Raw genomic sequence first — 21955 nt, forward strand, 5'->3', positions numbered from 1 at the left:
ATTATTTAGCTCTTTCTAAGATTTCTACTAATCTCCAACGTTTAGATTTACTCATAGGACGTGTTTCCATTATCCTAACTGTATCTCCTTCGTTGCAGTCGTTATTCTCGTCATGTGCAACATACTTTTTCGTTTTTAATACGAATTTACCGTACATTGGGTGCTTAGTTCTTTTTACCTCATTAACAACAATAGATTTCTCCATTTTGCTACTAGATACTACACCTATTCTCTCTTTTCTAAGATTTCTTTTTTCCATCTTTAAAACTGACTAGAATTATTGTAATTCTCTTTTAGTTAACTCCGTAGCAATTCTTGCTACAGTTTTTCTTAAGCTTTTAATCTGCATTGGGTTTTCCAATGGAGTTATGGCGTGAGCCATCTTAAGATCCGTATAATTTTTCTTTAACGTCACAAACCTTCCTTGTAAGTCAGTTGTGGTTAATTCTTTAATTGCTGATTGTTTCATAGTATATAGAATTAAGCGTTAAAATCAAAATCTCTTGCAATAACAAACTTCGTTTTTACTGGAAGTTTTTGTGCAGCTAAACGTAAAGCTTCTTTTGCAACATCCATTGGTACACCACCAATTTCAAACAAAATTCTACCTGGTTTAATTACTGACACAAAATGGTCAGGAGCACCTTTACCTTTACCCATACGTACTTCTAATGGTTTCTTGGTAATAGGCTTGTCTGGAAATATCTTAATCCAAAGCTGTCCTTCTCTCTTCATGTGACGAGTTGCCGCAATACGAGCTGCCTCTATTTGGCGAGAGGTAAGTAAATTCTGATCTAATGATTTGATACCAAACATTCCGTTAGAAAGTTGAGCACCTCTACCAGAGTTACCTTTCATATTTCCTTTCGCCTTCTGTACCTTACGGTATTTTACTCTTTTTGGCTGTAACATTTTTAATTTCTAATTTTAAAAATTATTTTCTTCTGCGAGGTTGTTGACGTTTGTTTCCACCACCTTTATTAGCACCACCTTTTTGCTTAGATAATCCTACTAATGGAGATAATTCACGTTTTCCATAAACCTCACCTTTCATGATCCATACCTTAATACCTAATCTTCCGTATTGTGTATGTGCCTCAACAAGTGCATAATCAATGTCTGCTCTAAAAGTAGAAAGAGGAATTCTTCCTTCTTTATAATGCTCAGAACGTGCCATTTCTGCTCCATTTAAACGACCAGAAATTTGGACTTTAATCCCCTCTGAATTCATTCTCATTGCTGCAGTAATAGCCATTTTTGTAGCACGCTTGTAAGAAATTCTATTTTCAATTTGACGAGCAATACTAGCCGCTACTAATGTAGCATCTAATTCTGGACGCTTAATCTCAAAAATATTAATTTGAACTTCTTTTCCTGTAATTTTCTTAAGCTCTTCTTTTAACTTGTCTACCTCTTGACCTCCTTTACCAATAATGATACCTGGACGTGCAGTAGTGATAGTAACGGTTACAAGTTTAAGCGTACGCTCAATAATTACTCTTGATACACTTGCTTTAAATAAACGAGCATTAATATACTCTCTTATTTTATAGTCTTCAGCTAATTTATCTCCGTAGTCATTTCCACCATACCAGTTAGATTCCCATCCTCTGATAATTCCTAAACGATTTCCTATTGGATTTGTTTTTTGTCCCATTTCTACTTTGATTAATTACTTTTATTTTTAGCTCCTAGCTCTAAAGTAACGTGATTAGAACGCTTACGAATTCTGTGTGCACGCCCTTGTGGAGCTGGTCTTAATCTCTTTAACATACCTGCGCTATCTACAAAAATAGACTTAACGAATAACCCAGCATCTTCGATACTAGCATCTTCATTCTTAGCTTGCCAGTTTGCTATTGCAGACATTAACAATTTCTCTAAGTTTCTTGATGCTTCTTTTGGACTAAACTTTAAGATTTGCAAAGCTTTTTCAACCTCTACTCCTCTTACTAAATCTGCTACCAAACGCATTTTTCTTGGTGATGTAGGACAATTAGTTATTTTAGCGAAAGCTTTAGACTTTCTTGCTTCTTTTAACTGTGTTGCCATGTTATGTTTACGACTTCCCATAATTTCCTACTATTTTTTACCTTTATTTTTTGCACCAGCGTGTCCTCTAAAAGAACGTGTTGGTGAAAATTCGCCTAATTTATGACCTACCATGTTTTCAGTAACGTAAACTGGTACAAACTGACGTCCGTTATGAACAGCAATTGTTTGCCCAACGAAATCTGGAGTAATCATACTTGCTCTTGACCAAGTTTTGATAACTGACTTACTCTCAGTTTCAACGTTAGTTAACACTTTTTTCTCTAACTTATAGTGAACGAAAGGTCCTTTTTTTAATGATCTTGCCATGGTTTATTTCTTTCTACGTTCTAAAATATACTTATTACTAGCTTTAGTTTTAGATCTAGTCTTAAACCCTTTAGCTGGAATACCGTTTCTTGATCTTGGATGTCCTCCTGAAGAACGTCCTTCACCACCACCCATTGGGTGATCAACTGGATTCATACGAACAGCATTTGTTCTTGGACGTTTACCTAACCATCTAGATCTACCTGCTTTACCAGAAACTAGTAATTGATGATCTGAATTAGATACAACTCCGATAGTTGCCATACAAGTTAACAAGATTAATCTTGTTTCACCTGAAGGTAACTTAACTGTAGCGTATTTACCATCTCTTGCCATTAACTGAGCAAATGAACCAGCAGAACGAGCCATAACAGCTCCTTGACCTGGATGTAACTCAATACAAGAAATAGTTGTTCCTAAAGGAATTTCGCTTAAGTATAAACCATTCCCCACTTCTGGAGCTAATCCTTTACCTGAAACGATTACCTGACCTACTTTTAAACCGTTTTGTGCAATTACATAACGCTTTTCACCATCAGCATAACTAAGTAAAGCAATAAATGCCGTACGATTTGGATCGTACTCTATAGTTTTTACTGTTGCAGGGATACCTTGTTTGTTTCTTTTGAAATCAATAATACGGTATTTTTGTTTATGACCACCACCGATATTACGTGTTGTCATTCTACCCTGGTTGTTTCGACCTCCAGATCGTTTTTTCGGAGCAAGTAAACTTTTCTCCGGCTTATCAGTTGTTATGGTGTCGAACCCATTTACAACTCTAAAACGCTGACCTGGTGTTATTGGTTTTAATTTTCTAACTGACATTCTGTCTTTTCTTAAAGATTGTTATAAAAATCAATAGTTTCTCCTTCAGCTAGCTGAACGATTGCCTTCTTGTATCCACTAGTTATCCCTGTTACTAAACCTTTTTTTGTGTGCTTAGTATTTCTTTGAATAGGGTAGTTCATGGTCTTAACAGACTTAATTGCTACACCATAAGTTGCCTCAACAGCTCCTTTGATTTCCAATTTATTAGCCTTACTATTCACAACAAATGCATAACGATTAAATACTTCGCTATCTTTAGTTGCTTTTTCCGTAATAATAGGTTTAATTAAAATACTCATATCTTTCCCTATTTACTTAAGTTAATTTGAATTCCTTCTAAAGAGCTTTCAGAAATAACTACTTTGTTAGCGTTTAAAACACTGTAAGTATTAACTCCTGTAGCGTTTACTACTTTAGATCCTTTTATGTTACGAGATGATAAGTAAACATTATTACTTTCTTCTCCTAATACAAATAAAGATTTTTTAGAGTCTAACTCTAAAGCTTTTAAAACATTGATAAACTCTTTAGTTTTTGGAGTTTCAAAATTGAAATCTTCAACAACAACTAAATTGCTTTCTTTTGCTTGAATACTTAAAGCAGACTTACGTGCTAAACGCTTTAAGTTTTTATTCAATTTAAAAGAGTAGTTTCTAGGTCTTGGTCCAAACATACGTCCACCCCCTCTGAAAACTCCAGATTTGATTGAACCAGCACGTGCGGTACCTGTTCCTTTTTGCTTTTTAATCTTTCTTGTACTACCAGCGATTTCTGCTCTTTCTTTAGACTTATGAGTTCCTTGTCTTTGATTAGCCAAGTACTGCTTTACATCTAAATAAATTGCGTGATCGTTTGGTTCAATACCAAATACCTCGTTAGAAAGTTCAACTTTTCTACCGGTATCTTTTCCTGCAATATCTAAAACTGCTACTTTCATTATTTTTCGATAGTTACAAAAGTATTCTTGTGACCAGGAATTGCTCCTTTAACTACGATAAGATTCTTATCAGCAACCACTTTTAATACTTTTAAATTTTGAACTTTTACTTTGTCTCCACCCATACGACCTGCCATGCGCATTCCTTTGAATACTCTTGCAGGATATGATGCAGCACCAATCGAACCAGGAGCCCTTAAACGGTTATGCTGACCGTGAGTTGCTTGACCAACACCGGCAAATCCATGACGTTTAACAACACCTTGAAAACCTTTACCTTTAGAAACTCCAGAAACATCTACGAATTCTCCTTCAGCAAAGTGCTCAACAGTAATTGAATCACCTAATTTATACTCTCCGTCAAATCCTTGAAATTCAATGACTTTTTTCTTAGCAGATGTACCAGCTTTTTTAAAGTGTCCATCTAAAGCTTTATTAGAGCTTTTTGCTTTTTTGTCATCGAAACCAAGTTGTAACGCACTATAGCCGTCTACCTCTTCGGTTCTGACTTGGGTAACCACGCATGGCCCTGCTTCGATTACAGTACAAGGAATGTTTTTCCCGTTCTCATCGAATAAGCTGGTCATACCTACTTTTCTACCTATTAACCCAGACATATTTGTTAATTTTAAGACGATAGATTTTATTTATCCAGCGCGTCTATTAATAAAAATTTTTTGAAACAAATGTTTCAGTTTTTTCCTTTTAAATTTCACACAAAAAAAAGAGCGAAAAACATCTTCACTCTGAATTTGTTTTTACCATTTTTCCTTCGCGAAACCCTCAGGACATGTTAAACACTGAACAAATCAGCATTTTTACACCACGAAACGTTAATTCCGGTGCGCAAAAGTATAAAAAACTTTCGGTTTAAAAAAATTAAACCGAAAGTTAGTTAATTACTTATACTTTAATCTCAACTTCAACTCCACTTGGTAACTCAAGTTTCATTAAAGCATCAATAGTTTTCGAAGAAGAACTATAAATGTCTAATAATCTTTTGTAAGCAGATAATTGAAATTGTTCTCTAGATTTTTTGTTTACGTGTGGTGAACGTAATACTGTAAAAATCTTTTTATTTGTTGGTAAAGGAATAGGACCGTTAACTACAGCTCCTGTTGACTTTACTGTCTTTACGATTTTTTCAGCAGACTTATCTACTAAGTTATAATCGTAAGATTTTAATTTAATTCTAATTTTTTGGCTCATCTTAATATCTTATTAACCTTTAGATTTTGCTATTACATCTTCAGAAACATTTGATGGAGTTTCTGCGTAGTGAGAAAATTCCATAGTAGAAGTAGCTCTACCAGAAGACATTGTTCTTAAAGCTGTTACATATCCGAACATTTCAGATAATGGAACTAATGCTTTTACAACTTTAGATCCAGCACGATCACTCATGTCGTTAACCTGACCTCTTCTTCTGTTTAAATCTCCTACGATATCTCCCATGTTTTCTTCAGGAGTTAACACTTCAACTTTCATTAATGGCTCCATAATTCTGGCTTTAGCAGCTTTTGCAGCAGCTTTATAACCCATTTTTGCAGCTAACTCAAAAGATAATGCATCAGAATCCACAGGGTGGAAAGATCCATCTCTTAAAGTTACTTTCATTGAATCCATTTCGTATCCAGCTAAAGGACCGTTCTTCATAGCTTCTTTGAATCCTTTCTCTACAGAAGGAACAAATTCTTTAGGAACGTTACCACCTTTAATTACAGATTCAAACACTAAACCTTGAACACCTTCATCAGCAGGCTCCATAGTAAATACTATATCAGCAAATTTACCACGTCCACCAGATTGTTTTTTAAAAACTTCTCTATGTTCAGCTGCTGCTGTAATTGCTTCTTTATATTCTACCTGAGGCTGACCTTCGTTAACTTCTACCTTGAATTCACGTTTTAAACGATCAACAATAATATCTAAGTGTAACTCTCCCATTCCTGAGATAATAGTTTGCCCTGAAGCTTCATCTGTTCTTACTGTAAACGTAGGATCTTCTTCTGCTAACTTAGCTAAAGACATCCCTAATTTATCAACATCTGCTTTAGTTTTAGGCTCAACCGCGATACCAATTACTGGATCTGGGAAGTCCATAGATTCTAAAACAATAGGATGTTTTTCATCAGATAAAGTATCTCCTGTTTTAATAGATTTAAAACCTACTGCCGCACCGATATCTCCTGCCTCAATGAAAGGGATAGCATTTTGCTTGTTAGCGTGCATTTGGTAGATACGAGAAATACGTTCTTTTTTACCTGAACGGTTGTTTAAAACATAAGAACCTGCATCTAAACGACCAGAATATGTTCTAAAGAATGCTAAACGTCCTACGAAAGGATCAGTAGCAATTTTAAATGCTAAAGCAGCGAAAGGCTCCTTTACATCTGGCTTACGAGAAATCTCTTCACCATTATCTGGGTTAGTACCAACGATTGCTTCCTTATCCATTGGAGAAGGTAAATAACGACAAACAGCATCTAATAAGAACTGTACTCCTTTATTTTTAAACGCTGATCCACAAATCATAGGAATGATAGACATATCCATAACTGCAGCACGAAGCGCAGCATGCACTTCTTCTTCAGTAATAGAGTCTTCATCTTCCATGAATTTCTCTAAAAGATTTTCATCATAAGCAGCAACCTCTTCAATAAGTTTACCTCTTAATTCAGCAGCTTCTTCTTTTAAATCTTCTGGAATATCAATAACATCAAATGTAGCTCCTTGTGTAGCATCATGCCATACAATAGCACGGTTCTTCACTAAATCTACAATACCTTTAAACTCATCTTCATCACCAATGTTCATAACAATTGGCACTGCGTTTGACTTTAACATATCCTTAACTTGCTGACATACTGCCATAAAGTTAGATCCTTGACGATCCATTTTGTTAACAAAACCGATACGTGGCACTTTATAGTTATCAGCAAGTCTCCAGTTAGTTTCAGACTGAGGCTCAACACCATCAACTGCACTAAATAAGAAAACTAATCCATCAAGTACTCTTAATGAACGATTTACTTCAACTGTAAAATCAACGTGACCTGGAGTATCAATAATATTAAAGTGATATCCTTTTGTTTCATCTGTAGATTCACCATTGTTTAATGGGAATTTCCATTCACAAGTAGTAGCAGCAGAAGTAATTGTAATACCTCTTTCCTGCTCTTGCTCCATCCAGTCCATAGTTGCGGCACCATCATGTACCTCACCTATTTTATGACTAACACCTGTATAATATAATACACGTTCTGTCGTAGTGGTTTTACCAGCATCAATGTGCGCAGCAATACCAATGTTTCTAGTAAATTTTAAATCTCTAGCCATTTCTTAGAATCTAAAGTGTGAGAATGCTTTGTTAGCTTCAGCCATCTTATGAGTGTCTGTACGCTTCTTAACAGCAGCACCTTCTTCCTTAGCCGCAGCTAAAATTTCAGCAGCTAAACGCTGTGCCATTGTTTTCTCATTACGCTTTCGCGTATATGTTATCATCCATTTAATAGCCATAGACACTTTACGGTCTGGGCGAATTTGCATTGGAATTTGGAATGTTGCTCCACCTACACGACGAGAACGAACCTCTACATGTGGCATTACATTTGACAAACCATCTTTCCAAATTTCTAAGGCTGATTTTTCTTCGTCAGTCTTTTTTTCGTTTACGATATCCATTGCATCGTAAAATACTTTAAAAGCTACAGATTTTTTACCGTCCCACATTAAGTTGTTTACAAAACGTGTTACTAATTGGTCGTTAAACCTTGGATCTGGTAAAAGAACCCTTTTTTTCGCTTTTCTTTTTCTCATGTCTTTACATTAAAAAAGTTAATTGATTATTTTTACTTCTTTGGGCGTTTTGCACCGTACTTAGACCTACGTTGGGTTCTACCCTCAACTCCTGCAGTATCTAATGCACCACGTACTACGTGATACTTAACTCCTGGCAAATCTTTTACCCTTCCACCTCTAACTAATACTATCGAGTGCTCTTGCAAGTTGTGCCCTTCTCCTGGAATATACGCGTTAATTTCGTTACCATTTGTTAATCTTACCCTAGCCACCTTTCTCATTGCTGAGTTAGGTTTCTTAGGTGTAGTGGTATACACACGCGTACAAACTCCACGTCTCTGAGGACAAGCTTGTAAAGCAGCCGATTTACTCTTCTTAGTTATTTTGGTTCTTCCTTTACGAACTAATTGTTGAATAGTTGGCATACTATTATTACTTGTTTTTAATTTGTACTAAAAATTACTCTCTTTAAAAGAGTGTGCAAATGTACAATTATTTTCTAATTATTCAAATATCAATGAGTTATTTTTAAAAAACAGATTCCCCTGCAAAAAATAAAAATTCTTACAAGTAGAAGCAAAAATTAAAAACCTTCAGTATACCCTACACCCAACACACTTACAACGAACATAATAATTTATGTGTTTTATTAAGAAATAATTAACTTTTATGTTGTTTAATTAAGAATTATTTAAGATTTTTGAACAATTAATTCAAACAATTATAAAATGAAAACGAAATTTAATGGGATTTTAACTTTCTTTTTAGCGCTACTTGTTCAAGTAACATTCGCGCAAGAAAGAACAATTTCAGGTGTTGTTTCTGACGAAACAGGTCCTCTGCCTGGAGTTAACGTAATTAAAAAAGGAACTACTGTTGGTGTAGAATCAGACTTCAATGGTAATTACTCAATCGTTGCTAAAAACGGAGACGTACTTATTTTCAGTTTTGTTGGTATGAAAACAACTGAAAAAACCGTTGGGAGCTCAAATCAACTTAATTTATTAATGGAAAGTGGTAATGTACTTGACGAAGTAGTTGTTACGGCCTTAGGTATTAAAAGAGAAAAGAAAAGTTTAGGTTTTGCCCAACAAACTGTAGAAGCTGAACAACTTACTCAAACAAGAGAGGTTGATCTTAACAATTCTATTGCTGGTAGAGTTGCTGGTGTTCAAATACTTGGTGCTCCTAGTACTGGTTTTGGTAACGCATTGGTAAGGTTAAGAGGTGAACAAGACTTATTATACGTAGTAGACGGTGTAAAAGTTTCTAGTTCTGCAGATATTAACACAGATGACATTGAAAATTTAAGTGTTTTAAAAGGTAGTGCTGCAACAGCACTTTACGGTCCTATTGGTAAAAACGGTGTAGTTGTAATTACATCTAAAAAAGCAAAAAATGGAAAGTCTTCAATTGTTTTAGATCAATCTGTACAAGTTTCTAACGTATATATTTTGCCTGATTATCAAAACGAATACGGTGGAGGTTATTCTCAAGAATTTTCTACATTAAATGGTCAAAACATACCTAACTATGCTGCTGATGCTTCATGGGGTCCTAAATTAGACGGACGACTAGTTAGACACTGGGATAGCTGGATTCCTAATAGTGATGAATTTGGAGAGTTAAGACCTTGGTCTCCTAATGCTGATAATGTTAAAAACTTCTTTAATACTGGAGTAACAAGAAACACTAACATTGCTTTTTCTAAAGGAGGAGATGGTTATAATGTAAAAGCATCTTTAAGGAATGTTGATATTGAAGGAGTTATGCCAAACTCTGAGAGACAACTTAACCAAGTTAGTGTTCAAGCTGATTTTGATGTTAGTGAAAGGTTAAATGTTTACACTAATATTAACTATCAAAACAGAACAACAGTTAACAACCCTGTTGGTGGTTACAATGGTCTTGGGTCTGGTTTTAACCAATGGTGGCAAAGACAATTAGATATGGACAGAATAAGAAAAAATGATTTCCAGAATGGTCAATGGTATTCTTGGAACCTTAGAAGTACTGCTGATCCACGTCCATTATACTGGGATTCTCCTTTTTTCGAAGTAGAAAACAATAATAAAAACCAAATAAAAGATGCTACTTTTGGTAACTTTGGTTTAAATTATGAAGTTAATGATAACTTAAGATTAAATGTAGAATTAAGAAGAACAGTTAACACTTTTAAAAGTGATGCTAGGGTTGGATTTGGTGGTTTAAACCAAACTCAATTTACTGAACAGGAAAACACTTTAACTTCTTTTGAATTTTTTGCTGCAGCAACGTATCAAAAAGATTTAACTAAAGATTTAGATTTAACTGCTACTTTAGGTACAGAACTTAGATCTGATAAAGAAAGGAGAACAACTGCTACAACTGTCGGTGGTTTAACAATACCTGGTATTTTTACAATTGCGTCTTCAAAAGATAGACCTACATATACAGCTTTCAATTCTCAAACAAAAAACAATGGTTTATTTGCTACAGCATCTTTAGGGTATAAAGACATGTTATATTTAGACGGTTCTTTAAGAAGTGATTGGAACTCTAATGCTTATTCTAAAAAAAACAGAGTAATAACTTACGGTCTTTCTGGAAGTTTCTTATTTAGCAAACTAATTGAATCAGAAGCTTTTTCTTTTGGTAAATTAAGAGTTGGTTATGCTCAGGCCCCTGATTTTCCTAGATTTGGAAGTACGACTCAAACATACCAGTTAGGTTCTAACAACAATGGAGTTGTTCCTTTTTATAACAACACAAATCAAGCTAATCCTTTCATTGAAGGTGGTGTAAGAACAGAATTTGAAGTAGGTACTGAATTACAATTTTTCAGAAATAGGTTTGGTGTAGATTTTACTTATTTTAATAGAAAAGACAAAAACTTAGCTATTGATGTGCCATTATCTCCAGCATCTGGTTATTTTGGAGCTTCTGTAAACTCTGGTAAATTTACTAGTAAAGGTCTTGAGATTGCTTTAAATGCAACACCTGTTAGGAATGAAAATTTTGAATGGAACATTGGTGTTAACTTTGCTACATTAGAAAAAACTACTGATGAGTTATATGTAGATCCTGATACAGATGAAGCTATTGAAAATGAAATTTTAGACACTACTTGGAGAGGTATTAATATTGAATCTAGAGTAGGTGAAGAATATGGAGCTATCTACGGTAGAAAAATCACTAGGGATGAAGATGGTAACCAGGTATTAAATAATCAAGGTGAAATTCAGTTTGAACAGAACCAATACTTAGGTAATTTACTTCCTGATTTTACTGGAGGTTTATCTAACAGAATTAAATATAAAAACTTTACATTAAGTGCTAATGTTGATTTCCAAAGTGGTGGTAAATTCTTCTCAGTATCGCAAATGTTTGGAAACTACTCTGGTTTATTATCATCGACTGTTGGCAATAATGCTGCTGGCAACCCAGTAAGAAATGAAATTAGTGGTATTAATGTTCCTGCTCCTACAGATGCAGATCCTACTGCAACTAATGACAATGTAATATTTGGTGATTCAGCAAATGCAAACACAGGAGGTGTGTTAGTTAGCGGAGTTGATTCTACAACTGGTCAGCCTGTTTCTTATTATGTTGAACCTCAAACCTATTATGGTAGTTTATTCGCTTTACATGAAAAGTGGTTATATGATGCATCTTACGTTAAGTTAAGACAAGTATCTTTAGGTTATGATTTACCTTCTACAGTATTTGAAAATTCTTTTATCGAAAGTATTTCTTTAAATGCTTTTGCTAATAACCTTTGGTTGATATATTCAAGCGTAGAAGGAGTAGATCCTTCTGAGCTAGAAAATACTTCTGCTGGTGGATTACGTTGGGAAGAAGGTGGTCAGTTACCAAGTAGCCGTTCTTTCGGAATAAACGTAAAAGTTAAATTTTAATTAAAAACATTAAGAAAATGAATAAAAAATTCAAAAGCTTGTTAGCTACTGTAGCTGCCTCTGTTTTATTAGTAGGTTGTGAAAGTTACGACTTTGGTGATACAGGTGTAGACAAAAATAATCCTGTAGTAGCGGTTCCATCGTCACTTTTAACAGGAGCTCAGTCGAAAATAGTAGGAACTGTAAGTTTAAGTTCAACTGCTACTCCTTCTTTATATGTACAACATTTATCTCAAACGCAGTACACTGAAGAGTCAAGGTACCAAACAATAAACTTCAATTGGAATGTTGTTGGTAGCGGTGCAGGAGTAGATGGTAGTGTAAACTTTTACAACAAAGTCTTTCCTAACTTATTACAAATAATAGATTTAAACACTAATGCAAGCACAAAAGTTGCTGCATCAGCTTATGGTTCTAACAATAATCAAATAGCTGTAGCAAAGTTAATGTGGTCTTATTATTTTCAATGGGCAACAGACCGTTGGGGTATGTTACCTTACAGTGAAGCATTTGGAGCAGTATCTTCTTCAAAGTCTAAATATGATTCACAAGAGGATATTTACAAGGATTTATTTAATAAAATAGATGAAGCGTTAGCTCAAATGGATTCAGGTGATGCACCACAAGGAGATATTTTATTTGGTGGAGACATGGCTAAATGGACTAAATTTGGAAACACTTTAAAAATGAATATGGCTATTCGTTTAGCAAAAGTATATCCTGCTGCAGGTGGTTATGCTGCAACAAAGTTCAACGAAGCTATGGCAGGTGCTATATCATCTAATTCTGAAGATATTATGTTCCCTTCTATTGCTAATGATGCATATGACAATCCTTACCAGGATGATTATATTGATTTAGGAAGAACAGATGAATGTTTAAGTGATGTTCTTGTTGATAGAATGTTAGGTTTAAACGATCCTCGTTTACCTAAATTTGGTGAACCAGCTGCATCTACAGGAACCTTTGTTGGTTTACTTTACGGATGGTCTCAGTCAGGTACTATTCCTAATGCTGATGTATCTTTTATGAACGATGATCTAATTAAGAATAGTGAAAGAGATTTACCAATGTTTACTTATTCTCAAATCTCATTTAACAAAGCTGAAGCAGCTTTATTAGGTTGGATTCCAGGAAGTGCTCAAACATTTTATGAAGACGCTGTAAAAGCATCTATGGTGCAATGGTCTGTAGATTCTGCCGATGCAGATGCTTATTTATTAGAAGCAGATGTTGCATACAATGCTGCTTCAGCGATGAATCAGATAGCTGAACAAAAATGGTTAGCATTATTTTACCAACCTTATGAAGCTTGGGCTGAATGGAGAAGATTAGATTTCCCTAATTTATCACCTGCAGTTAATCCTTTAAACGGTACTTCTATACCTGTAAGACATGGTTATCCTACTGCAGAAGTATCTCAGAATAAAGCTAATTATGATGCTGCTGTCGCTGCTCAAGGCCCAGATGGTTTATTCACCAAACTTTGGTGGGACGTAAACTAAATACATCTATTATCTCTTTACAATAATTGCACCCAGTTCATTAAGGACTGGGTGTTTTTTTATCTATAAGAACAAAAATATCTCAAAAAAAACACCTGCAACTACCAATAAAACAAACATATTGTGTTAAAAAATTGTTTATTTAAGATAAAATTAGGACTTTAGCAGCTAATTAATTCAAATAATTATACAATGAGAACAAAGTTTAATGGAATTTTAACGCTTTTGCTAGCGTTGGTTGTGCAAATATCCTTTGCACAAGACAAAACAATTTCAGGTACCGTTTCTGATGAATCGGGTCCTTTACCTGGGGTTACAGTAATTAAAAAAGGTACAACAATAGGTACTGAAACAGATTTTGATGGTAATTATACTATTAAAGCAAATGTTGGAGATGTATTAGTTTACACTTTCGTGGGTATGAAACCTGCAGAGAAATCTGTTGGTACTAATAGTACTATTAATGTAATTTTAGAAACTGACAATTTATTAGAAGAAGTTGTTGTTACAGGTTACGGTACTTCTACAAAACAAGCGTTTACAGGTACAGCAAAAGTTGTTAAGAGTGAATACTTAGAAGCTAAATCTGTATCTAACGTTTCACAAGCTTTGGCAGGTGAAGTTGCAGGTGTTACCGTTGTTAACGGTTCTGGTCAACCAGGTAGTGCTGCTACAATTAGAATTAGAGGTTTTGGTACTATTAATGGTAGTAGTGCTCCTTTATATGTTGTTGATGGTGTACCTTATGTAAACAGTATAAGTAATATTAACCCTGCTGATATTGAATCAACTACTATTTTAAAAGATGCAACTGCAACTTCTATATATGGTTCTAGAGGTGCTAATGGTGTTATTGTTATAACAACTAAAAAAGGTAGAAACGGAGTTTCTAATATCTCTGTTGATATTAAAACAGGTGTTAACATGAGGTTATTACCTGCGTATGAAGTTGTAAAATCTCAAGATGAATTTATTGGACTTTCTTGGGAGTCATTAAGAAACACAGGAGACTTCTTAGGAAGTTCTGATCCGGCTGCTTATGCAAATGCTAATTTATTCTCAGGAGCTGGAATTAGCCCTGACTACAATATGTGGAATGTTAATAGTGTAAGTGAACTTATTGACCCTACTACTGGTAAAGTTAGACCTGGTGTTACTCGTAAATATACTCCAGAAGACTGGTCAGATTATGGGTTTCAATCTTCTATAAGAACTGAAGCTAACGTAAGTATGAGTGGCGGTAATGATTCAACTACATATTTCTCTTCATTTGGTTATTTAGATGATGTTGGATATTTGGTGAATTCTGATTTTCAACGTTACAGCACAAGATTAAATGTAACGCATAAGCCTGCTAAATGGATCGAAGCTAACGCTAATATGGACTACTCTTATGCAGTGCAAACTGCTAACGGACAATCTGAAGATTCTGGATCAATTTTTTGGTTTACAGATAATATACCTTCTATTTATCCTTTATTTTTACGTGATGCTAATGGGGCTATCGTTAAAGATCCTTTTTATGGAGGTAATCAATATGATTATGGTCAGAATAGAGGTTTTGGAGGTTTAACAAATGCTATTGCTGACGCTAACTATGATCTAAGTCAAAATAAGCGTCATTCTATAAATGGTAATTTCTCTTTTAAATTTAACCTAACAGAAGATTTATCTTTCACTGCTAAATATGGAGCTAACTATTATAGCTTTATTGACGATAGTATCAACAACCCTTTCTATGGTTCTGCTGCAGGACAAGGTGGTAGTTTATTTAAAGAACAACGTCAAGCTTTAACACAAAACTTTTTACAAATGTTTAACTACAGTAAAAGTTTTGGAAACCATAACATAACTGCTTTATTAGCACATGAAAGTAATGAATGGAAGAGAGATCGTACTTTTATAAGTAAAAACACTGTAGTTAATTTAGTTAACGGTTTAGACAACCCAACTAACTATGTTAACGTGGGTTCTAATCCAGAAGGATATACTGAAGAGACAGGTTTAGAAAGTTATTTTACACAAGTAAATTATAGTTATAATGATAAATACTTCTTATCAGGTACTATTAGACGTGATGGTTCTTCTCGTTTTGCTAAAAACAAATGGGGTACATTCTGGTCTGCAGGTGCATCATGGATTATGAGTAAAGAAAACTTCATGAGTAATGCTAGTTTTGTAAACTATTTAAAATTAAAAGCTAGTTACGGTATAACTGGTGATCAAGGTGGTGCTGGTTTCTATTCTGGACAAAACAATTATAACATTGATAATTTAGATGGTAATATTTCTTTAATTCTTGGAGCTATTGAAAACCCAGAATTAACATGGGAATCTAGTAATATGTACCAAGTAGGTACTGAATTTAGACTATTTAATAACATTATTGATGGTTCTTTAGATTACTACATTAAAGATACTGATGATTTACTTTTTGATGTTCGTATTCCAATCTCAGCAGGTGATGCTATTTTAACTAAAAATGATGGATCAATTGTAAACAGAGGTTTTGAATTTGATTTAACTGGTCACATTATAAATAAAGAGAATTTTAAATTAGATTTATCTGTTAATGGTGAAATGTTAGAAAATGAAATAACTCAAATGCCTTTTGATACACCAGCAGGAAGAAATAAAATAATTGATATAGACGGTAACTTTGGTAGGACTGAAGGAAGAAGTAGATTTGATTACTACATGCCAGTATGGGCAGGTGTAGATGCTTCTAACGGTAATCCTTTATGGGAAACAAACTATGTAGATACCAATAGTAACGGGGCGTTTGACTCTGGAGAAGAAATTTTAGAACTATATGAATATAAAGTACTAAACCCTGACGCTACAATAGAACAAGCTCTTACGAGTGACTATACTGAAGCTTCAAATAAATTTGTTGGTAAATCTGCTATTCCTACTGTAAGAGGAGCATTTAGATTATCTGCTAAAATTCATGATTTTGACATTAGCTCTCAATTCGCTTATAGTTTAGGTGGTTATGGTTATGATGGTAACTACGCAAGCGTTATGGGTAATGATCAAGCAGGTGGTAACAACTACCATATAGACATCAGAGATAGATGGCAAAACCCAGGAGATGTAACAAATGTACCAAGATTATATAGTAACCAAAATATCAGAGTTACTAGTCAATCTACTCGTTTTTTAACAAAATCTGATTATTTAGCATTAAATAATGTAAGGATTGGTTATACTATACCGTCTAACTTCCTAAACAACACTGGTGTTTCTGGAGTTAACATATGGTTAGCTGGTGATAATCTTTTCTTATTAAGCGCTAGAGAAGGATACAACCCATCTACTTCATTAGTAGGATCTTCTGCAAGATACAGATACAACCCATTATCTACATTCACATTAGGTGTTCGTATAAAAATTTAATTTAAAAAATTTAAAAAATGAAACGTAATTTAATCAAAACAGTATTTGCTCTTACTGTAATTACAACATTATTTAGTTGTGGTGATGAGCTCTTAGACAAAAGCCCTACTCAATTTATAAATGTTGATGATGCAGGTGCTTCTGGTGCATTAAATCCTGTAATTTTAGAATCTACACTTAATGGTGTTTACTCTATGATGGTAAATGCTTTTACTGGAGGTACTACTGACCATAGTGATTTTGGTCAAAAAGGATATGATATATACACAGATTTTTTATCTGGTGATTTAGCTTTAACTGCAAACAACTATAATAGATATGGTGATTTTGCTAACTTACAATCTACCTTAGATTTCTCTAACAATGATAACTATATTCCTTGGAGATATTATTATAGAGTTATTAAGTCTAGTAATTTAATCATTGCTTCTCTTGGAGGTAATACAGCAATTCCTGACTCTGAATCTGCAAGACACTCTTTAGGTCAAGCAAAAGCTTTAAGAGCTTACGCATATTTTTACTTATCTCAATTGTATCAAGCAGAGTATAATGCTTCTGAAGCTATATTACCTTTATATACAGAGGTAAAAGACGTGGAACCTCAAGCTCCAATGAGTGAGGTGTTCGATCAAATTATTAGCGATCTTTCATCTGCTATTACTCTTTTAGATGGTTTTTCAAGAACTTCAAAATCTGCTGTAAATGCCGATGTCGCAAAAGGATTACTAGCATATGCTTATGCTGCTAAAGGCGATAGCGCTTCAAACATTAAAGCTAAAAACTTAGCTAATGAAGTAATTGCAGGTTATCCTCTTATGGATGCTAGTGAAGTTACTGGAGGTTTTAATAACGTTGGTACACCAGGATGGATCTGGGGATTTGATGTTACTTTAGCTAACGGTTTAGATTTAGTTTCATGGTGGGGTCAAATGGATGTATTTACATACAGTTACCAATGGGCTGGTGATAAAAAAGGAATGGATGATGTTTTATATGCTTCTATAGATGCTAACGACATTAGAAAAACTCAATTTGATCCTACTAACGACTTACAACCTAGAAACAAGTTTTATAATGGTGCTAGAGTTATTGGTGGACAAAGGAACATTGAAGATGATTATGTATTCATGAGAGTTGCTGAAATGTATTTATTATCTGCTGAGATGTCAGCTAAAGAAGGTATGGATGGTGATGCTAAAAGTACTTTAAAGCAATTATTATCAAAAAGATATACTAATGCTGCTGATTATGCTTATGTTGATGCATTAGCTGGTAGTGCATTATTAGATGAAGTTATTTTAGAAACAAGAAAAGAATTATGGGGTGAAGGAAAGAGTTATTTATCTATGAAAAGGAATAAGCAAATGATGACTAGAGGTACTAATCATGTTTTTCTTTCTGGATTATCTATTCCTCATACAGATGAAAGATTAACTTATCCTATTCCACGTTCAGAAGTTCAAAATAACCCTTTTATTAACTAATAATATATATTTAGAAAGCTTTCTATAATTACAGAAAGCTTTCTATAATTATATTTTTTGAAAACCAATAATTATGAAAAAATATTTATTTTTATTTTTACTTTCTATCTCTTTTTTAACCTTTACTAGTTGTGAAGAACAAATTGAAACATCTGATTTAAAATATATCTCTTTTGGAAAAACTGATGTTTCTTTTGACGTATCTGAAGGGACAGAAGCTTCTCAAGAATTTTATTTCTACACTACAAATAAATCTTCTAGCGATAAAACGTTTAATATAGAAGTATTGGAAGCTAGTACTGCTGATGCAGGGTTTTATTCTATACCTTCTACTGTGACAGTTCCAGGAGGATCTAATAAAGGGATGATTTCAATTTCTATAACTGATGGGACTTGGTTAGATACAGACCAAACTATCATGTTAAGATTAACTTCAGATGAATACGCAGTTGGTCAAGTTGCTACTTACAATGTTTCTAGACTTTGTGGTGCAGGAACTGTAAAACTTGCAATGGATATTACTTTTGATGATGGTTATCCTGAAGAAATTGCTTGGAGAATTTTAGATGCTACAGGAGCAACTGTAATAGCAAGTGCTACTCCATTCGGTTATGGTGCATATGCTGATTTAGAAGACGGTATTTCTGTTGCTGCTGGGTGTTTACCTGAAGGAGATTATACACTAGAAGTATATGATTCTTATGGTGATGGAGGTCATGGTTACAGCGTTAAAGCCAACGGGGCTACTATCGCAACAATAGCGCAAGATAGTTTTACAAGTTCTGCAGCTATAGCTTTTACTTTATAATATTTTAAATATTTAAGCGAAAGAACCACCTCTAACGAGGTGGTTTTTTTTTACAATAAATTCAACTACATTTGCAGCATGGAAGAAAACACTACTATTTTTGGTATTAGAGCAATTATTGAGGCTATTGAAAGTGATGCATCAATTAACAAAGTATATCTACAAAAAGGACTTAGAGGCGAGTTATTTTTTGAATTAGATAAGTTATTACGAAAAAACAAAGTATCAACTAGTGTTGTTCCTATAGAAAAACTTGATAGATTGTCTAAGCACAGCAATCATCAAGGAGCTGTTGCTAAAATTTCTCCAGTAGATTTTCATGATTTAGAAACATTAATTGAAACTACTTTAGAGTCTGATAAAATGCCTTTATTCTTACTGTTAGATCAGGTATCTGATGTACGTAATTTTGGTGCTATTATTAGAACTGCTGAATGTACTGGTGTTAACGGAATTATCATTCAAAAAAGTGGTAGTGCTCCTGTAAATGCTGAAACTATAAAAACATCAGCTGGTGCAGCTTTTAAAATACCTATCTGTAAAGTAGATCATATTAAAGATGCTATGTTTCAATTACAAGCGGCAGATATAAAAATGGTTGCTGCTAGCGAAAAAACAGAAGATTCTGTTTTTGATGTTGATTTAAACCAACCAATGGCAATTATAATGGGTTCTGAGCACAAAGGTGTAAGTTCTTCTGTTTTAAAAATGGTAGATTACAAAGCCAAATTGCCTTTACTTGGTGAAATTGAATCTTTAAATGTTTCAGTTGCCTGTGGTGTATTTCTATATGAAACACTAAGACAACGACAATAATATAAATAAAAAACCTGCTGTATAGCAGGTTTTTTTTATTCTTCTTTATAAAAACACTTATAATGTATTTCTGGTAGTTTAGTTAATTCAACCTCTTCGTTAATTTCAGGTGGCATATAATTACCTTCTTCATCAAACAAATCGTCAAAATCAGTTTTAGAAAACTGATATTTCTCTTTTACTATACCTATATTTCTATAAAAAACAGCTAAAATAAGGCCGGATATCAAACCAGAAAGATGACCTTCCCAAGACATACCTTCTTTAATTGGTAATACATACCAAATCATACTTCCGTAGAGAAAAATTATAATTAACGATACTGCTACCAATCGATAGTGTTTTCTTATTATTCCACTAAAAAAAACAAAACTAAAAAGCAAATAAACGATTCCACTAGCACCAATATGGTATGAACTAGTAGCAATAATCCAAGTTAAAAAACCTGTTAATAAAGCTCCTGAAATTAAAACTTTTAGCGCTACCTTATTATAAAAATAAAAAAGACAAGTAGAAAGCACAAATAAAGGAACCGAGTTATTAAAAAGGTGACTAGTATCACTATGTATAAATGGAGATGCTAAAACACCTCTTAGACCATAAATTTTTCTGGGTGCTACACCGTATTTATTAAAATTTAAACCGAAAGTAATTTCTATCCAATAAATAAACCATATTAGAAAAACAAAAATAAACGGAATAAGAAAAATGTTGTTCGAAAATTTTAATTGAGTAACTGTTTTCATCGGTATGAAAATAACAAAAACAAATCCAAACAACAATTTCGGAACATCTGTCATAAATCTTTTATATTTTTACATCATGAATGAACCTTTGGCAGAAAGAATACGTCCACAAAAATTATCAGATTATATTAGTCAACAACACTTGGTTGGAGAAAGCGGAATTTTAACAAATCATATTAAACAAGGCATCATTCCTTCTTTAATTCTTTGGGGACCTCCTGGTATCGGAAAAACAACATTAGCAAATATTATTGCCAATGAATCTGGCCGTCCTTTTTACACCTTAAGTGCAATAAGTTCGGGCGTGAAAGATGTTAGAGAAGTCATTGAAAAAGCTAAAAAAAGTGGTGGATTGTTTACACAAAAAAATCCTATTCTATTTATTGATGAAATTCATCGTTTTAGTAAATCTCAGCAAGATTCTCTCTTAGCCGCCGTAGAAAAGGGATGGGTTACTTTAGTCGGCGCAACAACTGAAAACCCTAGTTTTGAAGTGATACCTGCCCTACTCTCTCGCTGCCAAGTATATATTTTAAATTCTTTTGATAAAAATGATTTAATAGCTCTTTTGAACAGAGCGATGAAAAAAGACGATCTTATATCACAAAAAAAGATAACACTAAAAGAAACCGATGCCTTATTGCAAGTATCAGGTGGAGATGCTCGTAAATTATTAAATATTTTTGAATTATTAGTAGCGGCTGATGATGAGATTGAAATTACAAATGAATTAGTTTTATCTAAAATTCAGAAAAATACCGTTCGTTACGATAAAACTGGCGAGCAACATTACGATATTGTTTCGGCTTTTATAAAATCGATAAGAGGTAGCGATCCTAACGGTGCTGTGTATTGGTTGGCTAGAATGATTGAAGGTGGCGAAGATGTGAAATTTATTGCCCGTAGGCTTCTTATTGCTGCTTCAGAAGATATTGGTAATGCAAACCCTACTGCCTTTATTATGGCCAATAATACATTCCAGGCTGTGTCTGTAATTGGTTATCCTGAATCTAGGATTATATTAAGTCAATGCGCTATTTACTTAGCTAATTCTGCAAAAAGTAATGCTTCTTATATGGCAATTGGCGAAGCTCAGAACTTAGTAAGAACAACAGGAGATTTATCAATTCCGTTGCACTTAAGAAATGCTCCCACAAAACTAATGAAAGATTTAGATTATGGTAAAGAGTACCAATATTCACATAATTATGCTGGTAACTTTGTGAATCAAGAATTTTTACCTGACGAAATAAAAAACACAAAGCTATATGAACCTGGTAATAATGCTCGAGAAAATCAGTTTAGAGAATTATTAAAACAACGCTGGAAGGATAGATATAATTATTAAAAAAGAGCGCTAAAATAGCGCTC

At 33.9% G+C, this 21955-nt stretch carries 22 protein-coding genes; 7 read left to right on the forward strand and 15 right to left on the reverse strand.

The genetic code is table 11. The features are described from left to right. Position 1: 1 nt before the first annotated feature. The 14 genes from rpsQ to rpsL form a co-directional block, all read right to left on the reverse strand. Positions 2–259, reverse strand: a complete 258-nt coding sequence (gene rpsQ, locus H0I30_RS07125) for a 30S ribosomal protein S17 (RefSeq protein WP_068703444.1) — start codon at positions 257–259, stop codon at positions 2–4. Between the two features lie 18 nt (positions 260–277). Further along, positions 278–469, reverse strand: a complete 192-nt coding sequence (gene rpmC, locus H0I30_RS07130; RefSeq protein ID WP_218771187.1) for a 50S ribosomal protein L29 — start codon at positions 467–469, stop codon at positions 278–280. 11 nt (positions 470–480) lie between these two features. Beyond that, positions 481–912, reverse strand: coding sequence for a 50S ribosomal protein L16 (rplP, locus tag H0I30_RS07135; protein WP_218771188.1), 432 nt, complete (start codon positions 910–912; stop codon positions 481–483). Positions 913–934: 22 nt separating this feature from the next. Then, entirely contained in the window at positions 935–1657 is a 723-nt protein-coding gene (gene rpsC / locus H0I30_RS07140) for a 30S ribosomal protein S3 (RefSeq protein WP_218771189.1), read from the reverse strand. 11 nt (positions 1658–1668) lie between these two features. After that, positions 1669–2073, reverse strand: a complete 405-nt coding sequence (gene rplV / locus H0I30_RS07145; protein ID WP_218771190.1) for a 50S ribosomal protein L22 — start codon at positions 2071–2073, stop codon at positions 1669–1671. Between the two features lie 9 nt (positions 2074–2082). Next, the gene (gene rpsS, locus H0I30_RS07150; protein ID WP_028887472.1) at positions 2083–2361 is read right to left on the reverse strand and encodes a 30S ribosomal protein S19; all 279 of its coding nucleotides are present in this window, start codon (positions 2359–2361) and stop codon (positions 2083–2085) included. A 3-nt stretch (positions 2362–2364) separates the two neighbouring features. Beyond that, complete coding sequence (gene rplB / locus H0I30_RS07155) at positions 2365–3189, reverse strand: 50S ribosomal protein L2 (protein WP_218771191.1); 825 nt, start codon at positions 3187–3189, stop codon at positions 2365–2367. A gap of 11 nt (positions 3190–3200) precedes the next feature. Next, positions 3201–3491, reverse strand: coding sequence for a 50S ribosomal protein L23 (gene rplW, locus H0I30_RS07160; protein ID WP_218771192.1), 291 nt, complete (start codon positions 3489–3491; stop codon positions 3201–3203). Between the two features lie 8 nt (positions 3492–3499). Next, complete coding sequence (rplD, locus tag H0I30_RS07165; RefSeq protein WP_218771193.1) at positions 3500–4129, reverse strand: 50S ribosomal protein L4; 630 nt, start codon at positions 4127–4129, stop codon at positions 3500–3502. Continuing rightward, positions 4129–4746 carry a 50S ribosomal protein L3 gene (gene rplC, locus H0I30_RS07170; protein WP_218771194.1) on the reverse strand — a complete coding sequence of 206 codons (618 nt, stop codon included), beginning with the start codon at positions 4744–4746 and terminating at the stop codon, positions 4129–4131. Before rplC ends, rplD begins: the two co-directional genes overlap by 1 nt. 286 nt (positions 4747–5032) lie before the next feature. Beyond that, a complete protein-coding gene (rpsJ, locus tag H0I30_RS07175) occupies positions 5033–5338 on the reverse strand; it encodes a 30S ribosomal protein S10 (protein ID WP_024740605.1) in 306 nt (101 codons plus the stop codon). Between the two features lie 12 nt (positions 5339–5350). Continuing rightward, positions 5351–7468 (reverse strand): elongation factor G, encoded by a 2118-nt coding sequence (gene fusA / locus H0I30_RS07180; RefSeq protein WP_218771195.1) that lies wholly within the window; start codon positions 7466–7468, stop codon positions 5351–5353. Positions 7469–7471: 3 nt separating this feature from the next. Next, positions 7472–7948 (reverse strand): 30S ribosomal protein S7, encoded by a 477-nt coding sequence (gene rpsG, locus H0I30_RS07185; RefSeq protein WP_218771196.1) that lies wholly within the window; start codon positions 7946–7948, stop codon positions 7472–7474. Positions 7949–7980: 32 nt separating this feature from the next. Beyond that, positions 7981–8355 (reverse strand): 30S ribosomal protein S12, encoded by a 375-nt coding sequence (gene rpsL / locus H0I30_RS07190; protein ID WP_028887479.1) that lies wholly within the window; start codon positions 8353–8355, stop codon positions 7981–7983. Positions 8356–8658: 303 nt separating this feature from the next. Here rpsL and H0I30_RS07195 point away from each other — a divergent pair, with 303 nt between their 5' ends. From H0I30_RS07195 to rlmB, 6 genes are all read left to right on the forward strand, one after another. Beyond that, positions 8659–11826: a SusC/RagA family TonB-linked outer membrane protein gene (locus H0I30_RS07195; RefSeq protein ID WP_218771197.1), complete on the forward strand. Its 3168-nt coding sequence runs from the start codon at positions 8659–8661 to the stop codon at positions 11824–11826. Between the two features lie 17 nt (positions 11827–11843). Continuing rightward, a complete protein-coding gene (locus H0I30_RS07200) occupies positions 11844–13331 on the forward strand; it encodes a SusD/RagB family nutrient-binding outer membrane lipoprotein (protein WP_218771198.1) in 1488 nt (495 codons plus the stop codon). A gap of 192 nt (positions 13332–13523) precedes the next feature. Then, on the forward strand, positions 13524–16730 hold the full coding sequence (locus H0I30_RS07205; RefSeq protein ID WP_218771199.1) for a SusC/RagA family TonB-linked outer membrane protein: 3207 nt from the start codon (positions 13524–13526) through the stop codon (positions 16728–16730). 17 nt (positions 16731–16747) lie between these two features. Continuing rightward, a complete protein-coding gene (locus H0I30_RS07210) occupies positions 16748–18214 on the forward strand; it encodes a RagB/SusD family nutrient uptake outer membrane protein (protein ID WP_218771200.1) in 1467 nt (488 codons plus the stop codon). Between the two features lie 73 nt (positions 18215–18287). Continuing rightward, positions 18288–19022, forward strand: a complete 735-nt coding sequence (locus H0I30_RS07215; RefSeq protein ID WP_218771201.1) for a hypothetical protein — start codon at positions 18288–18290, stop codon at positions 19020–19022. A gap of 78 nt (positions 19023–19100) precedes the next feature. After that, positions 19101–19838 carry a 23S rRNA (guanosine(2251)-2'-O)-methyltransferase RlmB gene (gene rlmB / locus H0I30_RS07220; protein WP_218771202.1) on the forward strand — a complete coding sequence of 246 codons (738 nt, stop codon included), beginning with the start codon at positions 19101–19103 and terminating at the stop codon, positions 19836–19838. 35 nt (positions 19839–19873) lie between these two features. Here the strand turns inward: rlmB and H0I30_RS07225 are convergent, their stop codons facing one another. Next, the gene (locus H0I30_RS07225) at positions 19874–20584 is read right to left on the reverse strand and encodes a rhomboid family intramembrane serine protease (protein ID WP_218771203.1); all 711 of its coding nucleotides are present in this window, start codon (positions 20582–20584) and stop codon (positions 19874–19876) included. Positions 20585–20660: 76 nt separating this feature from the next. Between H0I30_RS07225 and H0I30_RS07230 the strand changes: the two genes are divergently transcribed. Next, entirely contained in the window at positions 20661–21932 is a 1272-nt protein-coding gene (locus tag H0I30_RS07230) for a replication-associated recombination protein A (RefSeq protein WP_218773492.1), read from the forward strand. The last annotated feature ends 23 nt before the right edge of the window (positions 21933–21955 follow it).

Source organism: Tenacibaculum sp. AHE14PA (genome assembly GCF_019278465.1).
GTDB lineage: Bacteria > Bacteroidota > Bacteroidia > Flavobacteriales > Flavobacteriaceae > Polaribacter > Polaribacter bernardetii.